This is a genomic window from Leptolyngbya sp. FACHB-541, from assembly GCF_014695875.1.
Lineage (GTDB): Bacteria > Cyanobacteriota > Cyanobacteriia > Elainellales > Elainellaceae > JAAUTN01.
This window is the reverse complement of the sequence record NZ_JACJPC010000119.1, coordinates 145,971-167,220: the sequence shown is the minus strand read 5'-3', so window position 1 is coordinate 167,220 and position 21,250 is coordinate 145,971. Positions and strand designations below refer to the sequence as shown.

Annotated in this window: 18 protein-coding genes and 1 tRNA gene; 14 read left to right on the top strand and 5 right to left on the bottom strand. The window is 48.7% G+C overall.

Going from position 1 to position 21,250, the window contains the following annotated elements:
• Positions 1-226 precede the first annotated feature (226 nt).
• From H6G00_RS26845 to lpxD, 4 genes are all read left to right on the top strand, one after another.
• Entirely contained in the window at positions 227-2,311 is a 2,085-nt protein-coding gene (locus H6G00_RS26845) for a chloride channel protein (protein WP_190799064.1), read from the top strand.
• Positions 2,312-2,350: 39 nt separating this feature from the next.
• Complete coding sequence (locus H6G00_RS26840) at positions 2,351-3,460, top strand: Gfo/Idh/MocA family oxidoreductase (RefSeq protein WP_190799063.1); 1,110 nt, start codon at positions 2,351-2,353, stop codon at positions 3,458-3,460.
• A gap of 64 nt (positions 3,461-3,524) precedes the next feature.
• Complete coding sequence (rlmD, locus tag H6G00_RS26835; RefSeq protein WP_347278231.1) at positions 3,525-4,934, top strand: 23S rRNA (uracil(1939)-C(5))-methyltransferase RlmD; 1,410 nt, start codon at positions 3,525-3,527, stop codon at positions 4,932-4,934.
• Positions 4,935-5,085: 151 nt separating this feature from the next.
• Positions 5,086-6,135, top strand: a complete 1,050-nt coding sequence (gene lpxD / locus H6G00_RS26830) for a UDP-3-O-(3-hydroxymyristoyl)glucosamine N-acyltransferase (RefSeq protein WP_190799062.1) — start codon at positions 5,086-5,088, stop codon at positions 6,133-6,135.
• Positions 6,136-6,341: 206 nt separating this feature from the next.
• Here the strand turns inward: lpxD and H6G00_RS26825 are convergent, their stop codons facing one another.
• Entirely contained in the window at positions 6,342-6,959 is a 618-nt protein-coding gene (locus H6G00_RS26825) for a TetR/AcrR family transcriptional regulator (RefSeq protein WP_190799061.1), read from the bottom strand.
• Between the two features lie 373 nt (positions 6,960-7,332).
• Between H6G00_RS26825 and H6G00_RS26820 the strand changes: the two genes are divergently transcribed.
• Positions 7,333-7,773, top strand: coding sequence for an Hsp20/alpha crystallin family protein (locus H6G00_RS26820; protein WP_190645703.1), 441 nt, complete (start codon positions 7,333-7,335; stop codon positions 7,771-7,773).
• Positions 7,774-8,149: 376 nt separating this feature from the next.
• On the opposite strand, the gene H6G00_RS26815 is transcribed toward H6G00_RS26820, so the two are convergent.
• Positions 8,150-8,470, bottom strand: coding sequence for a DUF3155 domain-containing protein (locus H6G00_RS26815; RefSeq protein ID WP_190645704.1), 321 nt, complete (start codon positions 8,468-8,470; stop codon positions 8,150-8,152).
• 416 nt (positions 8,471-8,886) lie between these two features.
• Between H6G00_RS26815 and H6G00_RS26810 the strand changes: the two genes are divergently transcribed.
• Both H6G00_RS26810 and H6G00_RS26805 read left to right on the top strand, forming a co-directional pair.
• Complete coding sequence (locus H6G00_RS26810; RefSeq protein WP_199318721.1) at positions 8,887-10,332, top strand: GAF domain-containing sensor histidine kinase; 1,446 nt, start codon at positions 8,887-8,889, stop codon at positions 10,330-10,332.
• A gap of 118 nt (positions 10,333-10,450) precedes the next feature.
• Positions 10,451-11,392: a DUF3365 domain-containing protein gene (locus H6G00_RS26805; protein WP_190799060.1), complete on the top strand. Its 942-nt coding sequence runs from the start codon at positions 10,451-10,453 to the stop codon at positions 11,390-11,392.
• Between the two features lie 86 nt (positions 11,393-11,478).
• Here H6G00_RS26805 and H6G00_RS26800 read toward each other — a convergent pair whose 3' ends face one another.
• From H6G00_RS26800 to H6G00_RS26790, 3 genes are all read right to left on the bottom strand, one after another.
• Positions 11,479-11,937, bottom strand: a complete 459-nt coding sequence (locus H6G00_RS26800; RefSeq protein WP_190645707.1) for an EVE domain-containing protein — start codon at positions 11,935-11,937, stop codon at positions 11,479-11,481.
• Between the two features lie 65 nt (positions 11,938-12,002).
• Positions 12,003-13,550 (bottom strand): hemolysin family protein, encoded by a 1,548-nt coding sequence (locus H6G00_RS26795; protein ID WP_190645708.1) that lies wholly within the window; start codon positions 13,548-13,550, stop codon positions 12,003-12,005.
• An 87-nt stretch (positions 13,551-13,637) separates the two neighbouring features.
• Positions 13,638-13,898, bottom strand: coding sequence for a hypothetical protein (locus H6G00_RS26790; protein WP_190645709.1), 261 nt, complete (start codon positions 13,896-13,898; stop codon positions 13,638-13,640).
• A 245-nt stretch (positions 13,899-14,143) separates the two neighbouring features.
• Here H6G00_RS26790 and H6G00_RS26785 point away from each other — a divergent pair.
• The 7 genes from H6G00_RS26785 to H6G00_RS26755 all read left to right on the top strand — a co-directional run bounded on the left by H6G00_RS26785 (position 14,144) and on the right by H6G00_RS26755 (position 21,236).
• Positions 14,144-14,216 (top strand) — tRNA-Ile (locus tag H6G00_RS26785).
• A 178-nt stretch (positions 14,217-14,394) separates the two neighbouring features.
• Positions 14,395-15,015, top strand: a complete 621-nt coding sequence (gene pyrE / locus H6G00_RS26780; RefSeq protein WP_190799059.1) for an orotate phosphoribosyltransferase — start codon at positions 14,395-14,397, stop codon at positions 15,013-15,015.
• A 139-nt stretch (positions 15,016-15,154) separates the two neighbouring features.
• On the top strand, positions 15,155-16,114 hold the full coding sequence (locus tag H6G00_RS26775) for a hypothetical protein (protein ID WP_190799058.1): 960 nt from the start codon (positions 15,155-15,157) through the stop codon (positions 16,112-16,114).
• Positions 16,115-16,909: 795 nt separating this feature from the next.
• Entirely contained in the window at positions 16,910-18,253 is a 1,344-nt protein-coding gene (locus H6G00_RS26770) for a cytochrome P450 (RefSeq protein ID WP_190799057.1), read from the top strand.
• A gap of 487 nt (positions 18,254-18,740) precedes the next feature.
• On the top strand, positions 18,741-19,511 hold the full coding sequence (locus tag H6G00_RS26765) for a hypothetical protein (RefSeq protein WP_190645713.1): 771 nt from the start codon (positions 18,741-18,743) through the stop codon (positions 19,509-19,511).
• A 108-nt stretch (positions 19,512-19,619) separates the two neighbouring features.
• On the top strand, positions 19,620-19,901 hold the full coding sequence (locus H6G00_RS26760) for a hypothetical protein (protein ID WP_190645865.1): 282 nt from the start codon (positions 19,620-19,622) through the stop codon (positions 19,899-19,901).
• A 96-nt stretch (positions 19,902-19,997) separates the two neighbouring features.
• Positions 19,998-21,236, top strand: coding sequence for a murein transglycosylase A (locus H6G00_RS26755; RefSeq protein WP_347278228.1), 1,239 nt, complete (start codon positions 19,998-20,000; stop codon positions 21,234-21,236).
• Positions 21,237-21,250: the final 14 nt, after the last annotated feature.

The following is a 21,250-nucleotide window of genomic DNA, read 5'->3' as shown; positions in this document are numbered from 1 at the left end:
ATTAAAATTCAAATATGACAGGGACGAGGGGTTGAACTCCGCATCTACCTCTGAGTGCCCAATGTCTTTTGCGGGTGTCTGTTAGCTGGGTCAAAGCGAGCTGCTAACAGACAGAGTCGCTAAGTTAGTGCTGGTTGTAGCGAGTTGTGGCTAATTCCGATGGCTGCACTGCTGCATTAGAGTCGATCGCTTGAGTTACGCCTATTTCCTGGTTCCTCCCCTATCAATGACTACTCTTATTCCTAAACCCAAACTACTTTTACCAGAACCTCCTAAATTTATTTCTTTGAGCGATCGCCTGACCCGCTTCTTGAACCGTCTTCAGCCTTCCCCAGAAGCTCTAGTGCTCATTTCTGCCGTCTTCATTGGTGGTGGCGCAGGGCTGGCGATCGTCCTTTTCCATTGCTTGATTGAATGGTCTGAAACGCTAACGTTTGAGTGGTTGTTTGGCACCCTCTCAAGCTGGGGCAACTGGACACTAGCCTGCATTCCAGTCCTGGGTGGATTGGTTGTGGGGCTGATGACCTGGCGATTTCGAGACTATCTGGGTCAAGGTTTTTCAGCACTGCTTAACAGCACCGGAGCGCAAAAGATTTCGCCCCTGCGGCCTTTCATCAAGATGTTTGCCGCTGCCGTTTCCTTGGGTACGGGCGCTTCCCTTGGACCAGAAGGTCCCAGCGTCGAAATTGGGGCCAACATTGGTTTTTTGTTTGGACAACTGTTTCAAGTGTCAAGAGAGCGATATCGCCTGTTGCTGGGGGCAGGCGCAGCAGCCGGATTGGCTGCTGGGTTTAACGCACCCATTGCCGGGGTCTTCTTTGCCCTAGAGGTTGTTCTGGGCGCAACGTTTACCACCCCTGCCGTTAGTCTGATTTTGCTCTCATCCATCGTGCCTGCCCTGATTGCCCGAATTGCCTTTGGGGTGCATCCTGCTTTTGATTTGCCTGCATACGAAGTTTTGAGCCATTGGGAGTGGATGCTTTACCTGGGGCTGGGATTGCTGGCAAGTCTAGTTTCGATCGCCTTTTCTCAGGCTATTAAGCTAGTACAAGCCTGTTTCCAGGGAGAAATGGCTGGCTTAACCTGGCTGAAATTGCCAAAACCCGTTCGGCCCGTTCTGGGTGGACTTTGTTTGGGATTGATCGCGCTCCAGTTGCCCCAAATCCTTGGAATTGGGTATGGGACGCTTCAAGTGATCCTGGAAGGAAAAGAATTTCCTCTACAATTTCTATGCTTATTGCTATTCGTTAAACTCGGGGCGACCGCCATTAGTTTGGGCAGCGGCTTCGTCGGTGGAATTTTTGCCCCAGCCATGTTTTTAGGGGCTTGTTTAGGCTCAGTTTATGGGAATGTGCTGGCGATCGTTCTTCCCTCAAGTTGGTTAGAAATTGCGCCGCCACCTGCCTATGCAATGGTGGGCATGGCCGCAGTTTTGGCAGGCACCGTAAGAGCACCCTTAACGGCAATTTTGCTGCTGTTTGAGTTAACCCAAAACTATTTGATCATTGTGCCACTGATGGCGGCAGTGGGTGTTAGCGTTTGGGTCGTTGATCGGTTTAAGTCAATTCCCTCGATCCAGGGACTTAACCTTCAACAAATGGGAATGAATCTGGAAAAGCAGGATGAGTTTGAAGTGTTGCAGCAAGTGTCGATCGCCTCAATTCTTGAGCGTTCCTATCTGGCGCTTCCCGATTCTCTAGGCTGGCTAGAAGCAGGACAGAGAATGGTTGAAGCAAAATCTAACACCGCTCTAGTATTAGACTCTAAGCAAGAATTAGTAGGTATTGTTTCACTCGTTGATATTAAGCAGCACATTGATCAAGTAACTCAGCAAGCCAAAGATTCAGATAAGTTTCAACAGACGCTTAGAGAGATTCGTACAGCAGATGTTGTTTCTGCCTATGAAGATGAATCCGTTACTGAAGCGCTTTGTCGAATGGAGGCAAGAGGGTTGTTTTTGCTGCCCGTTGTGGCGCGTGAAAATCCGCGTCAGGTGCTAGGCGTACTGGAGCGCAGTCGAATTGGATTAGCCGCTAATTTGGCAATAACCCAAGCTGCTCTTTTGCCCTACTCTGACAAAGCATTGTTGCCAGAAATTACTGCCTTGAACTCAATTTCCCAAGAGTTTTCTCAAGAGTTTATAGACATATCTGAACAACCCGCACTAGTCAATCCTTGCTTATCTTCTGAGTCTTTATCCTCGGAAAATGGAGCGCTTTCACTTCAGCAGCATTTGGCAGAAGAGCTAGTAGAAGATCTGGTGGAAGACACCGAACCCTCTTCTGAAGGGATGGTTTGTAAGGTAGGCTAGCGATCGCCCGCTCCAAAGGTTGCTCAGTTTAATCGTGTTATGGCTCAATTTCCTCTGGGTGTCGCAGTCGTTGGCACTGGCTTTGGTCAAAAAATTCACATTCCTGGATTTCAAGAACATCCCCGTACTCAGGTGATGGCGGTTTATCATCGCGACGCAGAGACGGCAAGGGCGATCGCCACCGCCCACAACATCCCCTATGCCTGCCAGCGACTAGAAGAAATTCTTGCCCTACCGGAAGTTAAAGCCGTTAGCATCACCACGCCACCCTTCTTGCATTACGAAATGGCAAAAGCCGTTCTGCAAGCTGGAAAGCATCTCCTGTTGGAAAAACCGACAACCTTGACAGCAAGGGAAGCTGCGGAACTTTACCAGTTGGCAACGCAGCAGGGCGTTGCAGCGCTAATGGATTTTGAGTTCCGCTATGTTCCTGCCTGGCAGCGCTTCGCTGAACTGCTGGCAGAAGGCTTTGTTGGGCAAAAGCGTCTGATCAACGTGGACTGGCTAGTCTCGGGTCGGGCTGATCCAAGCCGTCCGTGGAACTGGTATTCCCGCAAAGATCAGGGTGGTGGCGCACTGGGAGCGTTGGGATCACATACCTTTGACTACATTTCCTGGCTGTTTGGTCCCGTTCAGCGGCTATGCGGCTATTTGAGTACTGGAATTGCAACTCGTCCTGCTCCGGAGGGTGGCACGAAGCCGGTTGACAGTGATGATACGTGCAGCCTGATGCTGGAGTTAGCAGACGGTACGCCGTGTCAAGTGGTGCTAAGTGCCGCGACCTATCAAGGCAGAGGGCATTGGGTGGAGGTGTATGGCGATCGCGGCACCCTCGTTCTCGGCAGCGACCACCAGAAAGATTATGTGCATGGCTTTCGACTCTGGGCGAGTCAAGCAGGAGAGCCATTAACTGAGGTGGAAATTCCTCAGCGTCTGGAGTTTCCCAAGACTTACGCCGATGGTCGTCTGGCTCCATTCATTCGGATTGTCGATCGCTTGGTCGAGTCCATCGAGCGAGGCGAATCGCTCACCCCTTCATTACGCGAAGGACTCTATTCTCAGCTTTTGATGGATCTAACGCACCAATCTAACGAGACGGGCACCTGGGTCAACGTGCCCAGTCTAGAAACTTTTTTGCGGCAGGCGTAAATCGTCATTACCCACAAATTGGTATTAGCCTTGAGATGGTAGAGATCCGGGGCAATCAAATTTGATTCGTCAAAAGTTTGTGCAAACGAGTCAGCCACCGCAATGGCAGCAGGGGCAACTGTTGGAGATGGCGATCGCCGACCTGAGCAACAGCGGCGATGGCGTTGGGCGTTGGGAAGGTCGTGTGGTGTTTGTGCCGAATGCGGTACCGGGCGATCGCGCTCTGGTTCGGCTGGTGCGCGTCAAACCCCAGTATGCTCACGGCAAACTGCACCAGCTTTTGGAAGCATCTCCTCATCGGGTGCAGCCCGACTGTAGCGTCTCCGATAAATGTGGTGGCTACGAATGGCAGTTTATTGACTACAACTACCAGCTTCAGGTCAAGCGAGAGCAGATTATTGACGCGCTAGAGCGAATTGGCGGCATTGAGAACCCGCCCGTAGATGACGTGCTTGCCTCGGTCCCCTGGGGCTATCGTAATAAGGCGACTTTTCCGCTAGGTGTGTCAGCTTCTGGGCAGGTGCAGGCAGGCTACTACCAAAAAGGTAGTCATCGTCTGGTGAATTTAGACCAGTGCCCAATTCAAGATGCGCGGCTAAATCCGCTGTTGGCGGAAGTGAAGCAAGACCTTCAGCAGCGTGGCTGGCCGCTCTACAACGAAACGACGCATCAGGGAAAAATACGCCATCTTGCCCTGAGAATTGGTCGCCGCACGGGGGAAATTTTGCTTACCCTGGTGACAACCGACTGGCAGCTACCAGGAATTTCAGAACAAGCGGAGGACTGGCTCAGCCGTTATCCTCAATTAGTTGGCGTAGCATTGAACCGGAATAGCGATCGCACCAACGTCATCTTTGGCACAGAAACCCGTTGCATAGCAGGTCGCCCCTACATTCGAGAAATTTTTGCCGGATTAGAATTCCAGATTCGCCCCACCACCTTCTTCCAGGTCAACACCGAACAAGCCGAAGCGCTGCTTCAAGTAATTATGCAGGAGTTAAATTTGCAGGGAAATGAGGTGCTGCTAGATGCCTACTGCGGCATTGGCACTCTCACCCTGCCGCTAGCTAAACAAGTTCAGCAGGCGATCGGACTAGAAGTGCAGTCAGAGTCCGTTGAGCAAGCCAGCTTGAACGCGGCCCTCAACGGCATTGAGAATGTCAGCTTTCAGATCGGTGCAGTAGAAGATCTCTTGCCGAAGATGGCGATCGCCGCAGAGCACAATTCTGAGGAGTTTGTCCCCGATATTGTCCTGCTCGATCCACCTCGCAAAGGCTGCGACCCTGCCGTGATTAATACCCTGCTGCAAAGCAAGCCCAACCGCATTGTCTACGTAAGCTGCAATCCTTCCACCCTGGCGCGTGACCTAAAGCTGCTGTGTGAGTCTGAGTATCACTTAACTCGCGTTCAACCCGCCGACTTCTTTCCCCAAACGCCCCACGTGGAATGTGCAGCGTTTTTGTCTGCCTGTTAAGAGTTGCGCTACATCTTGTTTAACGCTTGCCCAGAACGAGGGCGCGATCGCTTCCAGCAAGCTGTTTTCTCCTTGCTGATACAACCAAACTAAGCTGAAGGGAGGGCTTCGTTGGTACGATTGTTTACGCTGCCCGCCTTAAATTAGCGCCATGAAATTTAGCCAGATAGCCCAAAACATTACTGTTGCCGATCGCACCAGTTTGACTACCCGTCCTGACTGCGACCCAGAAATTGTCGGAGTTACAGCAATTGAGCAAGCTGTAACTGGCAACATCAGCTATGTGGAGGGTGCAAAGTTTGCAGCAGAGGTGGGCAGAACGGCTGCTAGTGCCCTGATTTTGCCACTGGATGAAGCGTTGCAAGCTCAGGCAACAGAACGTCAAATTGCCTGGATTGCTACGCCACAGCCACGTCTAGCTTTCGCTCAGGCGATCGCTCTCTTCTATCAGCCCTTTCGCCCTGCACCTGAAATTCACCCAACGGCTGTAATCCACCCTTCTGCTCAGGTAGGGAAAGAAGTGGCGATCGGGGCCCATGTGGTGATTCAGGCAGGGGTGAAAATTGGTGATCGGGTTTGCATTCACCCTAACGTGGTGATTTATCCAGAGGTTCAAATTGGCGATCGCACCACCCTGCACGCCAACTGTGTAATTCACGAACGTGCCCAAATTGGTGCAGATTGCGTAATCCATAGCGGTGCGGCGATCGGCTCTGAAGGATTTGGCTTTGTGCCCGTGCGAGAAGGCTGGTTCAAGATGGAGCAGTCGGGCTACACGGTTTTAGAAGATGGGGTTGAGGTTGGCTGCAACTCAGCGATCGATCGCCCCGCTGTAGGGGAAACCCGCGTTGCCCGCAACACCAAAATCGATAACATGGTTCACATTGCTCACGGTTGTCAGGTCGGTGAAGCCTGTGCCATGGCAGCGCAGGTAGGCATGGCAGGCGGAGTCACTATCGGCAATCGAGTCATTCTAGCGGGGCAAGTCGGCATCGCCAACAGCGCCAAAATGGGAGACGGTTCTGTTGCCTCCGCCAAAACCGGAATTCACACCAATGTGCCACCCGGTGAAATCGTCTCGGGCACCCCAGCCGTTCCCCACAAGCTCTATCTCAAAGCTTCGGCGGTTTACAATCGTCTGCCCGAGATGTACCAAACGCTGAAACAACTCCAGCGCCAGTTGGGAAGCCATAAGAGTTAGGACAAAAAAAGCGCAGGTAAGACCCACACCTTTTTTGCCTACGCTTTTGTGTCCTGGCTGGAATGACTAGCATTATGAAACAGCCTTAGGAAGTTTCTATCAGACAAAATACGTGTAAGGGCAGGTTTAGCACTAAGCTGTTGTTCGACTGCAGAGATAGCAAAACCTGCCCCTACTCAAGGGGACATTTTTCCTGAGAAACCTCTTTAATCCTTGGTTGCCAAAACGCCATTCAGAAAAATATCTGCTAGACCTTCTGCCATTTCCTTCATTGCCTGGGGGGAAGATCCTTCTACCATCACTGTGTCCTGGCTAAACCCAGCAATGGTAAACATGCCTAGAAATACCTGAGCCACAATTCGGGGATTCATCGGGCGGTAGATGCCTCGATCCATCGCGGTTTGAAAGAAGGCTTCGGCTACGTCGGTCATTTTGGTGATTACGTCAGATTGAATGCGATCGCGCAGGTCAGGGTGAAATTGCGCTTCCATAAAGCAAACCCTGAGCATATCGGCATTCTGGTGCAGGTTGAGCATTCGTCGCCGCATCACTTGGGCGATCGCCTTATAGCTACCCATTTCGCTCAACTCAGTCAGCAGATCCGTCAGAATTTCTATCCAGCCCTGCGTTGCCACCTCAATCAAAATCGCTTTCTTATTCTCAAAATGGCGAAACAAAGTACCTTCAGCGACTCCTGCTGCCTGTGCCAAATCGCGGGTAGTCGTGCCATCGTAGCCCCGCCGGGCAAATAGCCGCTGGGCTGCCTGTAGAATTCGCGTTTGCGTCTCTACCTCAGTAGTGGGGGGACGATGGAAAATTTGCATAGCCGAGCACTCAACGCCAACAAATATATGTAGGAATATTGTCTACTACTTCATTAGTTAATCCGCAAATCGTTTACACAACATTACGTTGGAAACTTACACCATTTCTATGTCAAGGAATACGGAATAAGGGGCTTAAGCCAATCAAATGATTCTGAGTACGCTCAAATCAAACAGTGTGCATTACGGTTAATAGAATTTTTTAGGCGTGAGAACCGAACCAAGGCTTTTGAAGGTGTGGAAATTGCGATTTTGCTTGGGCATAGAAACCGAACTCATTCTATTGATTGCTTTAGATAAAGTAATAACAGATGAAGCCAAGAGATAAAAACTCTTGAACTTCTACAAGAAATTGAGATTGGAGACAACAACTATGGCACTGGTTCATTGGGCACCATTCAGAGAAATTGAAGGCTTGCAGCGGGAAATGAATCACTTGTTTGACACCCTTGCTCCTGCCGCAAATGGAGAGACTGGAAGAGTTTCATTCATTCCTGCCGCAGAAATTCAGGAAACACCTGAGGCAGTTCACCTAAAAGTTGAAATTCCAGGTCTAGAAGCAAAAGATTTGAATGTTCAAGTGACTGCCGAAGCAGTTTCTATTAGCGGCGAACGCAGATCTGAAACTCGCATTGAAGAGAAAGGTGTGACTCGTTCTGAGTTCCGTTACGGCAAGTTCCGTCGCGTTGTTCCCTTGCCTGCTAGAGTGCAAAACGACAAAGTAGAAGCCGAATACAAAGACGGTATTCTGACGTTGAATTTGCCTAAAGTTGAGGCGGAAAAGAACAAAGTTGTGAAGGTGAATGTTGCTTAAGCATCTCTGAGTTGACTCTAAATTATCGAAGCTAAGAAAAAGCGGGATCAATTGATCCCGCTTTTTTGCATATGGCTACAGCGATATGTAGGGGAAGTGAATCTATAAAACCCGGAGAACTTGAGTGGAGACACAACTTTGCGATGCTTTCACTCAGGAAATCCGGGTTTATTGAATTCACAATCTTGAAGAAATTAAGTCAGCCAGCAAAAGATGAGTTCTTTTGCCGCGACTGTCTTTTGCTATGACTGTGCTGAAGCTTGAACACTGAACCGTTACACTTTTCGCGATCGCCCTTAGAGAATTTTGGTCAGCGTTTCACAGAAGCTTGTGTAGGGTAGACCAACCTCATCAGGAACAATTGCGCCTAAGCAAACTAGCGACTAGCAGCAGCTAACGGTAGCATTTCAGCTTCGTCATCTTCTGGCACCCTTAAGCTAGGGAACAGAAAATGATTTTCTTCAACATACTGAGCGCCAAACAGCCCTTTCTCTGCCCAAAAGTACCGATCTGTGGTGTGTTCGTTTCGCTTCACGAGCAGCAAAGCTGGGGGCAAAATGCCTTCAGCTTGAATAAACTTTCGAGCTGCCGTGACGGGTTTCTCTTCGCCGCTTTCGATACTGTACTGAGGCACCAGCTCTAGGATTCTGCGCCCCTCTTGACGACGACGACTCTTACGCTTGCGTCTCCTTGCCAACCCCCTTACCTCCTCTCTTAACTGACAGGTGTAATCGTAGTTACAAAATACGAAAACCGTCGAAAGTATATCGGCTTGAGTTTAAGATTTCAACTCCCCTTAAATTTTCGATACAAAGTCTTAAGATGTCCACAAAAGTTTCTCGCGTTATGCTTATAGCCTTGTACTGTAATGATCCCCGCTGTTGATCTGAGCTAAGATTGGCGGGATCGGGTGGGAATTGAGAAGGGGAATTTATAATTTTTGTATTGAGTGATAAGAGCGATTACCCCCAGGGGGAACTGCTTCGCATCGCCCCTGTTTCCACTGTACGCTGTCAAGGTGCTGGGTTATCCGGGTGCTGCGTGGCTTTTCTGTGTGGCTGTTGTGTGATTGCTCTATGATTGCCCTGTGACTACCTGTGTGACTGCATGTTGATGCCTGCCAGCTCTGAATTTGTTGCTTTGTGCCGCGCCCAGATTGCGCTGCTGACACAGGGATTAGGCGCATCATTCAGTGCAGTTTATCTGACAGAAGAGTTAACCGATGGTAATGCAAACGCTCAGCTGATTCCTATTGTGACCTACCCAGAGGCAGAAACTTGGCGAGAAGAGCAAATGTCTGCGTTCTGGTCAGCCCGGATTGGAACCAGTCCAAGCTTGCGGCTGCTATTGCCCGAAGCTTCAGCTACTCTAAAGCAAATTAACTCGTCCGATACGGGCAGATTTGAGCAAGATGCTCATTCTCATCGTCACACTTCTGGGGGGAGTCCATCCGAAAAACTGTCTTACCCGCAGCAGATTGTTTTGCCGCTGATCCATGAAGGGGTCGTGATGGGTTTGCTGGTGACTGCCCGACCTGAGGCAGATTGGACAGTGAGTGAGCAAGCTCAAATTGAAAAGGTCGCTCGAACTTTGGCGATCGCCTGTGTACTCGACCAGCGATCGCAGTGGCTCGACCAGGACTTGCGCCAGCAGCGCCTCTTGCAAGCCCAGCAGCATGATGTGTTTGATGATTTGCTGCACCAGTTCCGTAATCCGTTGACAGCGCTCCGAACCTTCGGCAAACTGCTGCTGCGTCGATTAGCCTCAAATGATGCAAACCGCAGTGTGGCAACTAGCATTGTGCGCGAGAGCGATCGCCTCCAGGAGTTGTTGCAGCAATTTGATTCTGCCATTGATATGGGTGAGGCAAACCTGCTGCCGCCTGTAGACTCTGCACCACCGGCAAGCTGGCAAGCTCAAATCGATGATTCTCAAGCAGCGGATGATATCGTGACTGACCCTAAGCTCGTTCCTTTGCTGCCCGGAACAAATTTCTTGACTGGAACTACGCTAACTCTAGAGCCGCATTTGCTGAGTGAGGTTTTGGAACCGCTGTTGGATGCGGCAGAGGCGATCGCCCAAGACCGCCAGCTAGAGTTACGTTCTGTCATTCCGCCCAACCTACCCCCCGTGCAAACTGACCCAAAAGCCCTGCGGGAGGTGTTGAATAACCTGATCGACAATGCGCTGAAATATACCCCTTCAGGGGGCAAGGTTTACGTTTGGGCCACCTCGCGTCAGGGCAGGCAATCTGTGATTGTCGCCGACACGGGGAGCGGCATTCCCCTCGCAGACCAGGCGCATATCTTTGAGCGACACTATCGCGGGGTGCAGGCAGAGACTGACATTCCTGGCAGTGGTTTGGGGCTGGCGATCGCCCGTGATTTAGTCAAGCGAATGCAGGGTGAAATTCAGGTTTTTAGTCCGGTAGAACGGCTGTTTGGGCAAGCAGGAGGAGACAATTACCCCAAAGGGGAAACGGCTTCGCATCGCCCTACTTCATCTCCCAGCCAGGGAGGAACAGCTTTTGTGGTCTGGCTACCCGAAGCCAGGGTCTAGAAGCGGATAATTAATCAATTCTGAAAGCGAATCATTTCTCCGGAACTTCTTTCGATCAAGACGTAAGGATCATTGGGCTGGTTATCGACGACCAATTCCTGATAACGTCGAATTTCTTATGCTAAAACCAATCGAATCGTTCCTGAAAAACTTCAAATTAGGCAAGAAGTTTACGGTCTTATTACTCTTAATATTTTTTGGAGGAATTGTCGCCAGCGGAGCTGCATTATCCAGCATTTTGAACTACAATGCTCAGCGTGAGGTGACTTCTAAAACACTCATGTTGATGGAGACTATGAACTCCGTCCGCAACTATACTAACACCCAGGTTAATCCAGAATTAGCCGATCGCCTGGACACTGAATTCTTACCTGAAAGTGTGCCTTCCTACTCAGCTCGCGAAGTATTTGAAAAGTTTCGAGCCAATCCTTTTTATAATGAATTCTTTTATAAAGAAGCGACACTCAATCCAACCAATTTAAGAGATAAAGCAGATAGTTTTGAAACAGAAATTGTAGAGCGTTTTCAACATTCCAGTAACCTTAAAGAAGTGAGCGGATTCCGTTCTACTCCGAGTGGCGATCTTTTCTACACGGCTCGACCGATAGTTGTTACGGATGCCACTTGTTTGCGCTGCCACAGCACGGTTGAAGCTGCGCCTAAGAGCATGATTGAACGCTACGGCACAACCAATGGATTTAACTGGGAACTGAACGTGCCCATCGGCGCACAGGTGATGTCTGTTCCCGCCAGTCAAGTATTCAAAAGTGCCCGACAGTCGTTTGTGCTGATTATGGGAACGGTTGCGGGTGTGTTTGCGATCGCCATTCTCATGGTCAACCTTTGGCTCAAACAATATGTCGTCCGCCCCTTACGGCAAATCTCAACAGCCGCTGAGGCCATCAGCATGGGTGACATGGATGCAGACTTTGAGTACCAGTCGAATGACGAAGTGGGCAGCCTTGCAGAAGCCTTTCGCCGGATGAAAATGAGCTTGGCGATCGCCATGAAACGACTCGACAAATATCGTCTGGGTCGCCGCAACCCAGAGTCGCAGTGATGGGTTAGCGAGTAGCATTCACATTGTAGGGGTGGGTTTGGCAGACAAACCTGAATAGAGTCGAGATTCAACGGCCAAACCCACCCCTACGAAGGTTGCTTTGCTAATGCCAAAATCTTTTGGGCGATCGCTTCCTCAACTGGCATGACCGATAAACGATTTCCCTGACGCACGACCCAAAGTTCGTCTGGGTCAAAGGTTTGCCGCAGCTTGTCAAGCGGAATCAAGGTGTTGAACGCTTCCACAAATTCTACAGTGACGGTTTGCCAGCGAGGGGCTTCCGGTTTGGATTTAGCATCGTAGTATTTGCTTTTGGGATCAAACTGCGTCGGGTCGTCAATTCCTGTGACCACTTTCATCAGCCCAGCAATTCCCAGTGGGTTGGTGTTGGAATGGTAGAAAAAAACTAGATCTTCGGGCTGCATTTCGCGCAAAAAGTTTCGCGCCTGATAGTTGCGAACGCCATCCCAAATTGTTTGGCGATCGCGCTCTAGGTCAGCAATACCGTAAGCATCCGGTTCGGATTTCATTAGCCAGTAACGCATGGGGAATGAATCAGAAGTAGAAGGTAAGTGAACGAATAAAATTAGCGTTGCTTGACGGGTCAGAACTATTTATCAGAACTGACTTCTGTATTGGAGTTAGATGAGTCGTAGCTGCCATTTTGGGAGGGGCGATCCGAAGCAGTTTCCCCTTTAGGGTAATCGCTCTCAGCAATAGTCTCTTCCCAATAATCAGTAATAACTTCATCGGTAGCCGAGGTGCCGCTGGCTGTGGCCCTATCCAAACGTTGAATTCGAATTTGGTGTAGCCGCGGACCCTCCGCCAGGGTTGCCGTCAGCTCATAGGTTCCATACCGAAGCTGATCACCAACCGCCGGAATTTTTTGCAGTTCATAAATCATGAATCCACCGACTGTTTGATAATCCTCAATTACTGGCAAATCTAGATTGAGCATCTCATTCACTTCCTGAATGTCTAGCTGTGCCTGCACCAAAAAAGTTTGCTCATTCAAAATTTGAATTGTCGGTTCTTCCTCATCTTCCGGTTCGTAGGTAGTACCAATAATTTCAGCTACCAAATCTTGAATCGTGATTAACCCTGCGGTGCCGCCAAACTCATCGACCACCATCACCATTTCCTGGGCTGACCGCTGCATCTGGTGCAACAACTCATTCAGCGGCACATATTCTGGCACAAACCGTGCTGGACGAGTCCAGGGCTGAATGGAACTATCGAGGGTCAAAATTCCTTGTGCTAACGGCTCTGCCAGTTCTTTAAAGTAAACAATGCCGCTAATGTCATCTAAAGAATCTCCCATCACGGGATAACGGGAATGCCCCGACTCAGCCACCTCATGCAGCAGCATTTGAAAGGTTGCATCTCCAGGAATGGCCACAATGCTGGTACGCGGCACCATAACTTCGCCCGCTGAGACTTCGGCAAATTCAAACACGTTGGTCAGCAGTTCTCGTTCTTCGGCTTCTAAACCGGGAGATTCGGTAGACGTGCTGATGATCAGCTGAAGTTCTTCGGGTGTAACGCGGTTATACCAGCCTTGCCCGGTATATTGAATGCCCACCAACCGCAGCAGCCAGCGGGTTGATTGATTCAAAATCCAGATGAAGGGGTTAAAGAAACGGGCGATCGCCAGACTGGGGGGGGCTAAAAATCGGGCTAGCTGCTCAGGATAAAGCAATGCCAGAGACTTGGGACAAAGCTCTCCCAATACAATTTGCAGGTAGGCAACCAGAAAAAAGGCGATCGGGATCGCGAGAGAATGGGATAGAAACTGGTTCGTTTCTGGCGACAGCGGCAACTGAGAAAGCAAAATGGCCAGGGGCAACGCCATTGTATTCTCGCTAATCCAGCCCAGTGCCAGACTGGACAAGGTAATGCCGAGCTGAGTGGTAGAGAGCAGGCGATCGATGCCACGCTGAAGATCTTGAACAGTCTTGGCCTGAATGTCTCCGGCCGAGGCGAGTTGGTTAATCCGCGATCGTCGGACTGAAACAATCGAAAACTCTGCGGTTACAAAAAAAGCATTGATGGCAATTAGCAAAAAAACTGACAGCAGCCTGAAAAACACCTCAGATTGTGCAAGGGTATTGGGTTCGGCTACCAAAAAAACTGAAGAAATTGAAACAAGGGGGATCATTCTTAAAAGCAGGAAAAAGCTACAGCAAAGCAGCAAAACTCGAATTAGTTAGAGGCAGTAAAATCTACTGTTCATGTTCACGTTGCCTTATTCAGCTGCTGCATCACCATTCATACGAGCTTCTACGTCTGTCAAAATGTCTGCTTCCTTCAACAGGACTAACTCATCGCGGTGAGGAGGATTGCCATCTGTCTCTCCTACACTGCTAGCAGGGCGGACATCGGGCTGGGTAATTCCCTGAAGCGCTTCGCGCCCCAGCGCATACCCCCAGGCGGCACTGACAACGCCTGCTGCAACCATCAAAGAAAGCAAAATCAGGGTGAGTGCTACGGTCGAGTTAAGTCTCATTGTTGGAATGGGGATTAGGGGTTAGGGGTTAGGAATTAGGAGTTGGGGTGGGGGCTAGGGTTAAGCCTTAAGAGATTTTTAGTAAGAAGTCGTTGACGTTAGTAAAGTTGTTTCCTAAAGAGATTCCTGGAGTTTTGTGAATCAGTTTCAGTACAAATCAGCAAGAATATGTTCAATGAAAGGGTAGCTGCGAATCAAGGACTCAGGATACAATGTGTCTCTAGTAGAATCTCTAACAGGTATCGCCAGGGTTGGCCGAGCGGTTTAGGCAGCGAACTCATAATTCGCCTCAGGCAGGTTCAACTCCTGCACCCTGGATTCTAAGAATTTAGCGCTTTCTGGCAATCGCACGTTCATCCTAGAAACGTTAAACTAATGCTGCCTCTAACCTGAGGTGAAATTTGGGAGTAGGGTATCTCCATGAAGAAACTTTGCTTTGCCTAATTTTACTCGAAACCTCCCACTCCATTGAGCCTGTCACCGATACGATTCATTTATGGTAAATCAGCCTTCCAATTCGGTTCAGTCCATTTCGCGGGTCAGCCAAGGCGACCTGGAAACTGTCAAGCAATATCTCCTCGACTTGTTTTGCGAAGCCGCTTACCGGGAGGGCGATTTTACGCTTTCTTCAGGGCAGCGTAGCAGCTATTACATCAACGGCAAGCAAGTGACGCTGCATCCTCAGGGTGGATTGGCGATGGGACGGGTGCTGCTTGATCTAGTTCCAGCCGAGGCGCAGGCAGTCGCAGGGCTGACGCTGGGGGCTGACCCAATGGTGACAGCAGTGAGCGTGGTCGCAGCCTATGAAGGGCGATCGCTGACTGCCCTGATCGTTCGTAAAGAAGCAAAAGGACATGGTACTCAGGCTTACATTGAAGGACCAACGCTCCCGCCGGATAGCCCTGTCGTCGTCTTAGAAGACGTAGTTACCACCGGACAATCTGCCCTCAAAGCCGTTGATCGACTCCGGCAAGCAGGCTACACCGTCAACCAAATCATCGCTCTGGTAGACCGACAACAGGGTGGAGCAGAGCTATATCAGCAGCAAGGTTTACAGTTTCAAGCTGTCTTTTCGATTCAAGACATCCAAACCCGATACGCGCAGTTACAGGGTTAGAACTTTAAGTTAGAAAACTGAGTACTTTTAGTTGTGAATTGAGTGGAGTGGGGCGATCGCCGCTTCCACTGGACTGATAAACTCTTGGTTCCATTGTCCAAATCCATTTGAGCGAGACAGCATGTAAACTTTATAAGCCATGTCCAATAATTTGACTCAAAAGTTTAATCAAGGTGAGAGATCCGCTGTCATCCCTGGGTTTTCCTCTTCTTTAAGGAAGAAATACTCGATCAGCATTTTCATTTTGATAATACTAAGCGTATTAAATATTTCACTTGCTTCGGATGAAGTTAACAGCAATATTTGGAGCTTTTCTGTTGAATTAAAGGTTACGTCAACAACTTTATTTCTTGTCTTTCTTTTTTGGCTTCCAGTTTTACTTCCCTTACTTCTTACTCAGTTCCCACAATTGCAAAATTCCTTAACCTGGCTGCGCGAACAGGGTATTGAAGAAGTTGAAACCAACTTACTTAAAATCAAACTAAGGTACGGCGTACAAGAGGCATCACAAAGCTATGAAGAGAAAGTTTGGAATCCTGGAGCTACAGGCGCAAATCTAAGCGCTCAAGAAGTGCATCAACAGATTGAAAAACGATATCAAGATGCTATAGCTCTAGTTGATGCTGCAAGTAATATTGATTCAGTAGAAGCCTTGAAGAGAATAGATCAGTTAGCTACTTACTATGACAAAGTGAGAGAAGAAATGCCCTCCGGGTCTAACCGAACCAGGTTAATGCGCGATATTTCCTCAACAATGTGGGCTTTAGTTACTAAAACTACCAATTTTCCCGTGTATGAAAGACTGATTAGCAATAAAGCAGGAGAAAGGATGTCTGCGTATAAGTATCTCGAATGGCAACCGTCAATTGAGTATATAGATCTGCTACTTTCTAGGGCGATTGGTATTTTGGAGATGCCTTTCGGGCAGTATAGCGCCTTACTTGCGCTTAGACGAATTGTGACTACTAAAGAGTTGAATTCTACCCTATCAAAAAAAACTATAGATATTCTGCATTGGTCTACCAACCTTGATTATATGGGAGCAGATCGAAGGAGATTGATGGTCGAGATTTTGTCAATACTGGAAACGAATGCATAAATTGAGACGGCTGTGGAGAGGCTCAGGAGATCTCGATAGGAGTGATAGAACTAATATTAAAGCGTAGGATTTGTTGGAGCATTGTTGTATATCTTTGCAAGAGCTTAAGGAAAAAGCATTTCAACTCTCTGTAAGCAATCGCCTTGCCCTAATCAGTGCTGTTCAAATCCTTGCAGAACTCATCACGGACTGAGGAATGGCAGTAGTATCTCGTGTCTCGTCCGTATCCTTGATGCAAGCAGCTTCATATCGAAGGCATAAGTTGCTTGCCTCAACGATTTGGCAAGATATGGTGTACGAATCAATAGGAGTTACTGAAACTCGAAGCGGCTGAAGAACGCTATCGGTTGGAAGTAAAAGGAGTTTCACTTGAGCCTACGACTGTTGTTTGAGGATTCTCAAGCAAAGTATTTGATTAATCTTCTTTGAGCAGTAGGACATAATGTTCTCGTAGTTAATGCAATACAGGCGATCGCAAACCTAGAACCAGCAGAACATACACTTCAAAATCAGTTCATTGTTCTTAATCAATGGAATTATTGATTTGAACGGTTTCCTCCAACTTAATCAAGCTGCTCTTGCTAAGAGTGATTAACAGGATGTGGAGGCGATCGCCTCTACTTATTAAAAGCTATCTTTTTTGATTAACCTGTCCGAGCAGAGCGGCAATCGCTTTTCTATTAGGGAGAAGCAATCGCTTTTGTTGAGTGTTATTTGCTGCGGCTAGCTCTAGTCGTTAGGTTTCTGTCTCTACTGTAGAGTTAAGTCATGCACATAGCTCAGCGGGGAAATGTCATGTCAGGGCAATTACCAAACTGTGTTACTAGTCCTCCTTTGTGGCAACTAATCAATTGGATTGCTGATCCGCTCGGTTCTCAGGACAGATATAGCCAAAAATATGGGGATATTTTTACTGTACGGTTGAATAGCACTAAACCTTATGTGGTTATTGGCAACCCACAAGCCATTCAGGATATTTTTAATCAAGACTCTAAGTTTGATATGGGTCGTGGAAATGCCCTTGCAGAACCGCTAGTGGGGCGAAATTCCCTGATGTTGTTGGATGGCGATCGCCATCGCAGAGAACGAAAATTACTAATGCCGCCTTTTCATGGAGAAAGGCTACAGACTTATGCAAAACAAATTTGCCTGATTACAGAACAGGTCGCAAGTCAATGGCAGGTCGGTCAACCTTTTGTGGCTCGGACTACCATGCAGAAGATTAGCTTGGAAGTAATTTTGCAAGTTGTCTTTGGACTAAGTGAAGGAGAGCGTTATCAGCAGCTTAAACCTCTTCTAACAGATTGGATTAACATGACTGATTCTCCCCTTCGATCTAGCATGTTATTTTTTCAGTTTCTACAAAAAGATTGGGGGGCGTGGACTCCTTGGGGACGAATGAGACGACTCCAGCGCCAGGTTCACAGCTTGCTTCAGGCAGAAATTGAGGAGAGAAGAACGAGTGAAACCGAGGGGCGTACTGATGTCCTGAGCTTGATACTGACAGCGCGAGATGAAAATGGGCAGGCGATGACTGATGAGGAATTAAGGGATGAATTGCTGACAATTCTATTTGCGGGACACGAAACCACCGCAACAATGCTTGCCTGGGCTTTCTATCAAATTCATCAAGGAACAGATATCCGTGAGAAGCTGCTTAAGGAACTGGACATAGGGGAGTCATCTCCTATGAAAATTGCTCAACTTCCCTATTTGACGGCGGTTTGTCAAGAAACGCTGCGAATGTATCCTGTCCTTCCTATCATTTTTCCGCGCATTGCTAAGTCACCTGTGAAGGTCGGAGGATATTTATTTGATGCTGGTACAACTTTAATGCCGACGATTTATCTGGTGCATTACCGGGAGGATTTGTATCCTAATGCTCAACAGTTTAAGCCAGAGCGTTTTTTGGAGCGACAGTACTCCCCTTCTGAATACTTTCCTTTTGGAGGTGGAAGTCGGCGGTGTTTGGGATACGCCTTGGCTCAGTTAGAAATGAAACTGGTTCTCGCCACAATCTTATCCAAGTATGAACTTGCTTTAGCAGAGGATAAACCCGTTAAGATGCAACGTCGTGGGTTTACGCTTGCTCCGACTGGTGGGGTTCGATTGGTGATGACTGGGAAGCGATACAAGTAGCGATAGAAGTAATGTTGGGTTACGCTTTGCTTCACCCAACCTACGAGTCAGCATTCATACAGCATCGGGGCGATCGCTAAACCTTCATCAGCAAATGTGGCTAAACATTGCTCAGAGTAAACTTTGGTTTCACAGGCTTGATTCCTAGGGTGGGAGATCTATAGTGATAGATGAAGCTACAAAGCTTCCCTGGCAGATTTAACAGCCAAGTTCGAGAAACGTTCACACTACCACAGAGGTAAAAAGCGCTGTTTAATTCAAATCTGTCTTGTCCAAACCAACAGCACCCGCGCAGAACGTTGATATTTCCTACTTCTGGTTGATAAGGGAGCGCTGCAACTAATTGATTTGACCGATAGCTTGACCGTTTGACCGAAAGCTCAATTAGTGCAACTCTAGATAAAATCACGAAAGAGAGGAAGTCACTCAGCTAGTAACGGTTTGGGTGCTGTTGTTGTTTTAAACAAGGGGCAGGTAGAAGCGCGTTATGGCGATTATTGCCGTTAAAGCCTGGTATCTTCCAGAGTACGAACCGATTCAGGAATTAGAGAAGCGTTCCTACGATCTGCGCCTCAGCAAAAAGAGCTTGCTTAAGTCAGCATTGCGGGCTGACTTTTTAGATGAAATTGACGAAGTTAAGCAGTCTGATTGGTTTCGGCGCTATCTAGAAGGTGACTCGGTTGAGTTTTACATTGAGGGCAGCGGTACGTATGCGATCGCCAACATCGACTTAACCAGCCATGAGGTTTACTTCACCAAGCTAGATGTGATGGCGAATCTCGATCCGACGATTTTCCTTTGCTATCAGACAGAGTATTCTCAGTCGAGCGATTTGCTACGGGAGGAACTGCAAGATTTGATTGAGCGGTTTAATAAGCGATCACGCCTGCCGCTCAAGTTAGAAGAATCCCATCGGCTAAGTGAAGGCCCGGTCAGGTTGAGCAGTACTTTAATGCGAAAAATTCGCCGGACGTTACTGTTTATTGCAGACAGTACGCCGATTTTGCAGGTCGATGGAGATCCACCGCAGTTGATCCCCAGCCCCAAGGTTTGTGTCGAGGTTGGTTATGCGCTACAGGCAAAACGAGCAGAACAGATTTTGCTAACGCAAATGGAGCGATCGGATGTAGCGGGGCAGTTTCCGTTTGATGTGCCCAGTCGTAATCATCTCTTGTTTCGGAATAAAACAGAATTGCGGAAAACCTTGCCTCAAGCGATCGAATCTCATCTGCAACAGTTCAATCTGCTGCAATCGTAGTGCGATGGGCAACAAATCGCGTCTCCACAATTATTTTGGTTTAATTGTAGGGTTGTAGGAACAAGATTAAAGTTTATGGTAGATAATCCAGGTTCAGAAGATGCGGTGATGGGAGGGCGTGAAAAGTCCAAAAGCCGTTACGCCAGAACGCCAACAGAGTATGCAGTTCACCTGATGATTGAGGGCGGACATCGCGAGGAAGTGCGCTTTGCCACGATTCAAGAATTTCAGAAATGGTACAGCGGCGAACTCGTGCCCAAGTCGAGTTCTGATGACTTTATCAGCGTCCCAATTAAAAACATTCAGGGTGAGTACATGGTGATCCGTCCCTCCCGCGTGATTGCCATTCGGGTAGAACCGATCTTTAGCTCTAGCGTTGACCGGTTCTAGCGAAAAGATGAGGGATAGTCCTCGTTCCCAGGTTTTACCTGGGAATGCCCCTCAAGTGGCTCTGCCACTACTTAGCTTTAGGAGGCACCTCCAATTGTGGATTCCAAGGCTCTGCCTTGGAACGAGTTTTTTCGAGTTTTTTCACTTACTGCCTACTGCCCTGTAATGAAAGCGATCGCCCTTTTCTGTCTGAGCCTGAGTCTAGTACTCGGTGTGGCTCTGGTAGCTGTTGGGTCTGAGGACACTCCTTTAAGGCGAGTTGATCCGATGTCACTGGAGCAGCAAAGTTCTGAGCCAGGGCTGTTGCCTGATGAGTCTTTAACAAGCTTGAGTCAGCGTCAAACCCTATTAGCGGCGATCGCTCATAGCCTTCACTATTTGCAGACCCCGGCAGCAGCAGAGGACTACAGGCAGCATCCCGTGCCGGGAATTACACGCGATCGCGTCCAGCGCAGTTTAGAGCGGTTTCGGCAGCTTGTGCTGGCACACCCTGATCCGACTCAGTTACAAATTGCGGTGCTGCGAGAGTTTGACCTTTATCAGGCGATTGGCACTGATGGTGTAGGTACGGTTGAGTTTACGGGCTACTTTGAGCCGACCTATCGTGCCAGTCGGGTTCGCACTGCTGAGTACCAATATCCGCTCTATCGTGTGCCGCCTAACCTAGCGCAATGGGCACAGCCCCATCCAACACGGTTGCAGCTTGAAGGGACAGATGGGTTGCAAGGTTCAGCAGGGCTGTTGAGAGGGCTGGAGATGGTGTGGCTGAGCGATCGCCTTGAAGCTTTCCTAGTGCAGGTTCAGGGATCGGCCCGTCTTCAGCTTACAGACGGCAGCACAATGACCGTTGGCTATGCGGGACGCACTGAATATCCCTACACGAGCCTGGGACGAGAACTAGTGAATGACGGCAAATTTACTCTAGAAGAGTTGTCGCTTCCCGTTCTAATTCAGTATTTTGAGCAAAATCCGGTTGATTTAAACCTGTACATTCCGCGCAACAATCGCTTTGTGTTTTTCCAGGAAACCAGAGGATCAGCGGCGATCGGCAGCCTTGGCGTACCCGTCACGGCGGAACGGTCGATCGCCACCGACAAATCCCTGATGCCACCCGGTGCTTTAGCGCTGATTCAAACTCAAGTTCCTGATGTGAATCCTGCTGGAGAGTTAGAGCCTCAATTGGTCAGCCGCTTTGTGTTGGATCAGGATACAGGTGGGGCGATTCGGGGAGCAGGACGAGTTGATATTTTTATGGGAACGGGAGAGCAAGCAGGCGATCGCGCCGGACTAATCAACGGTACTGGACAACTCTATTACCTGTTGCTCAAAGATTAGCCATACTATAAATC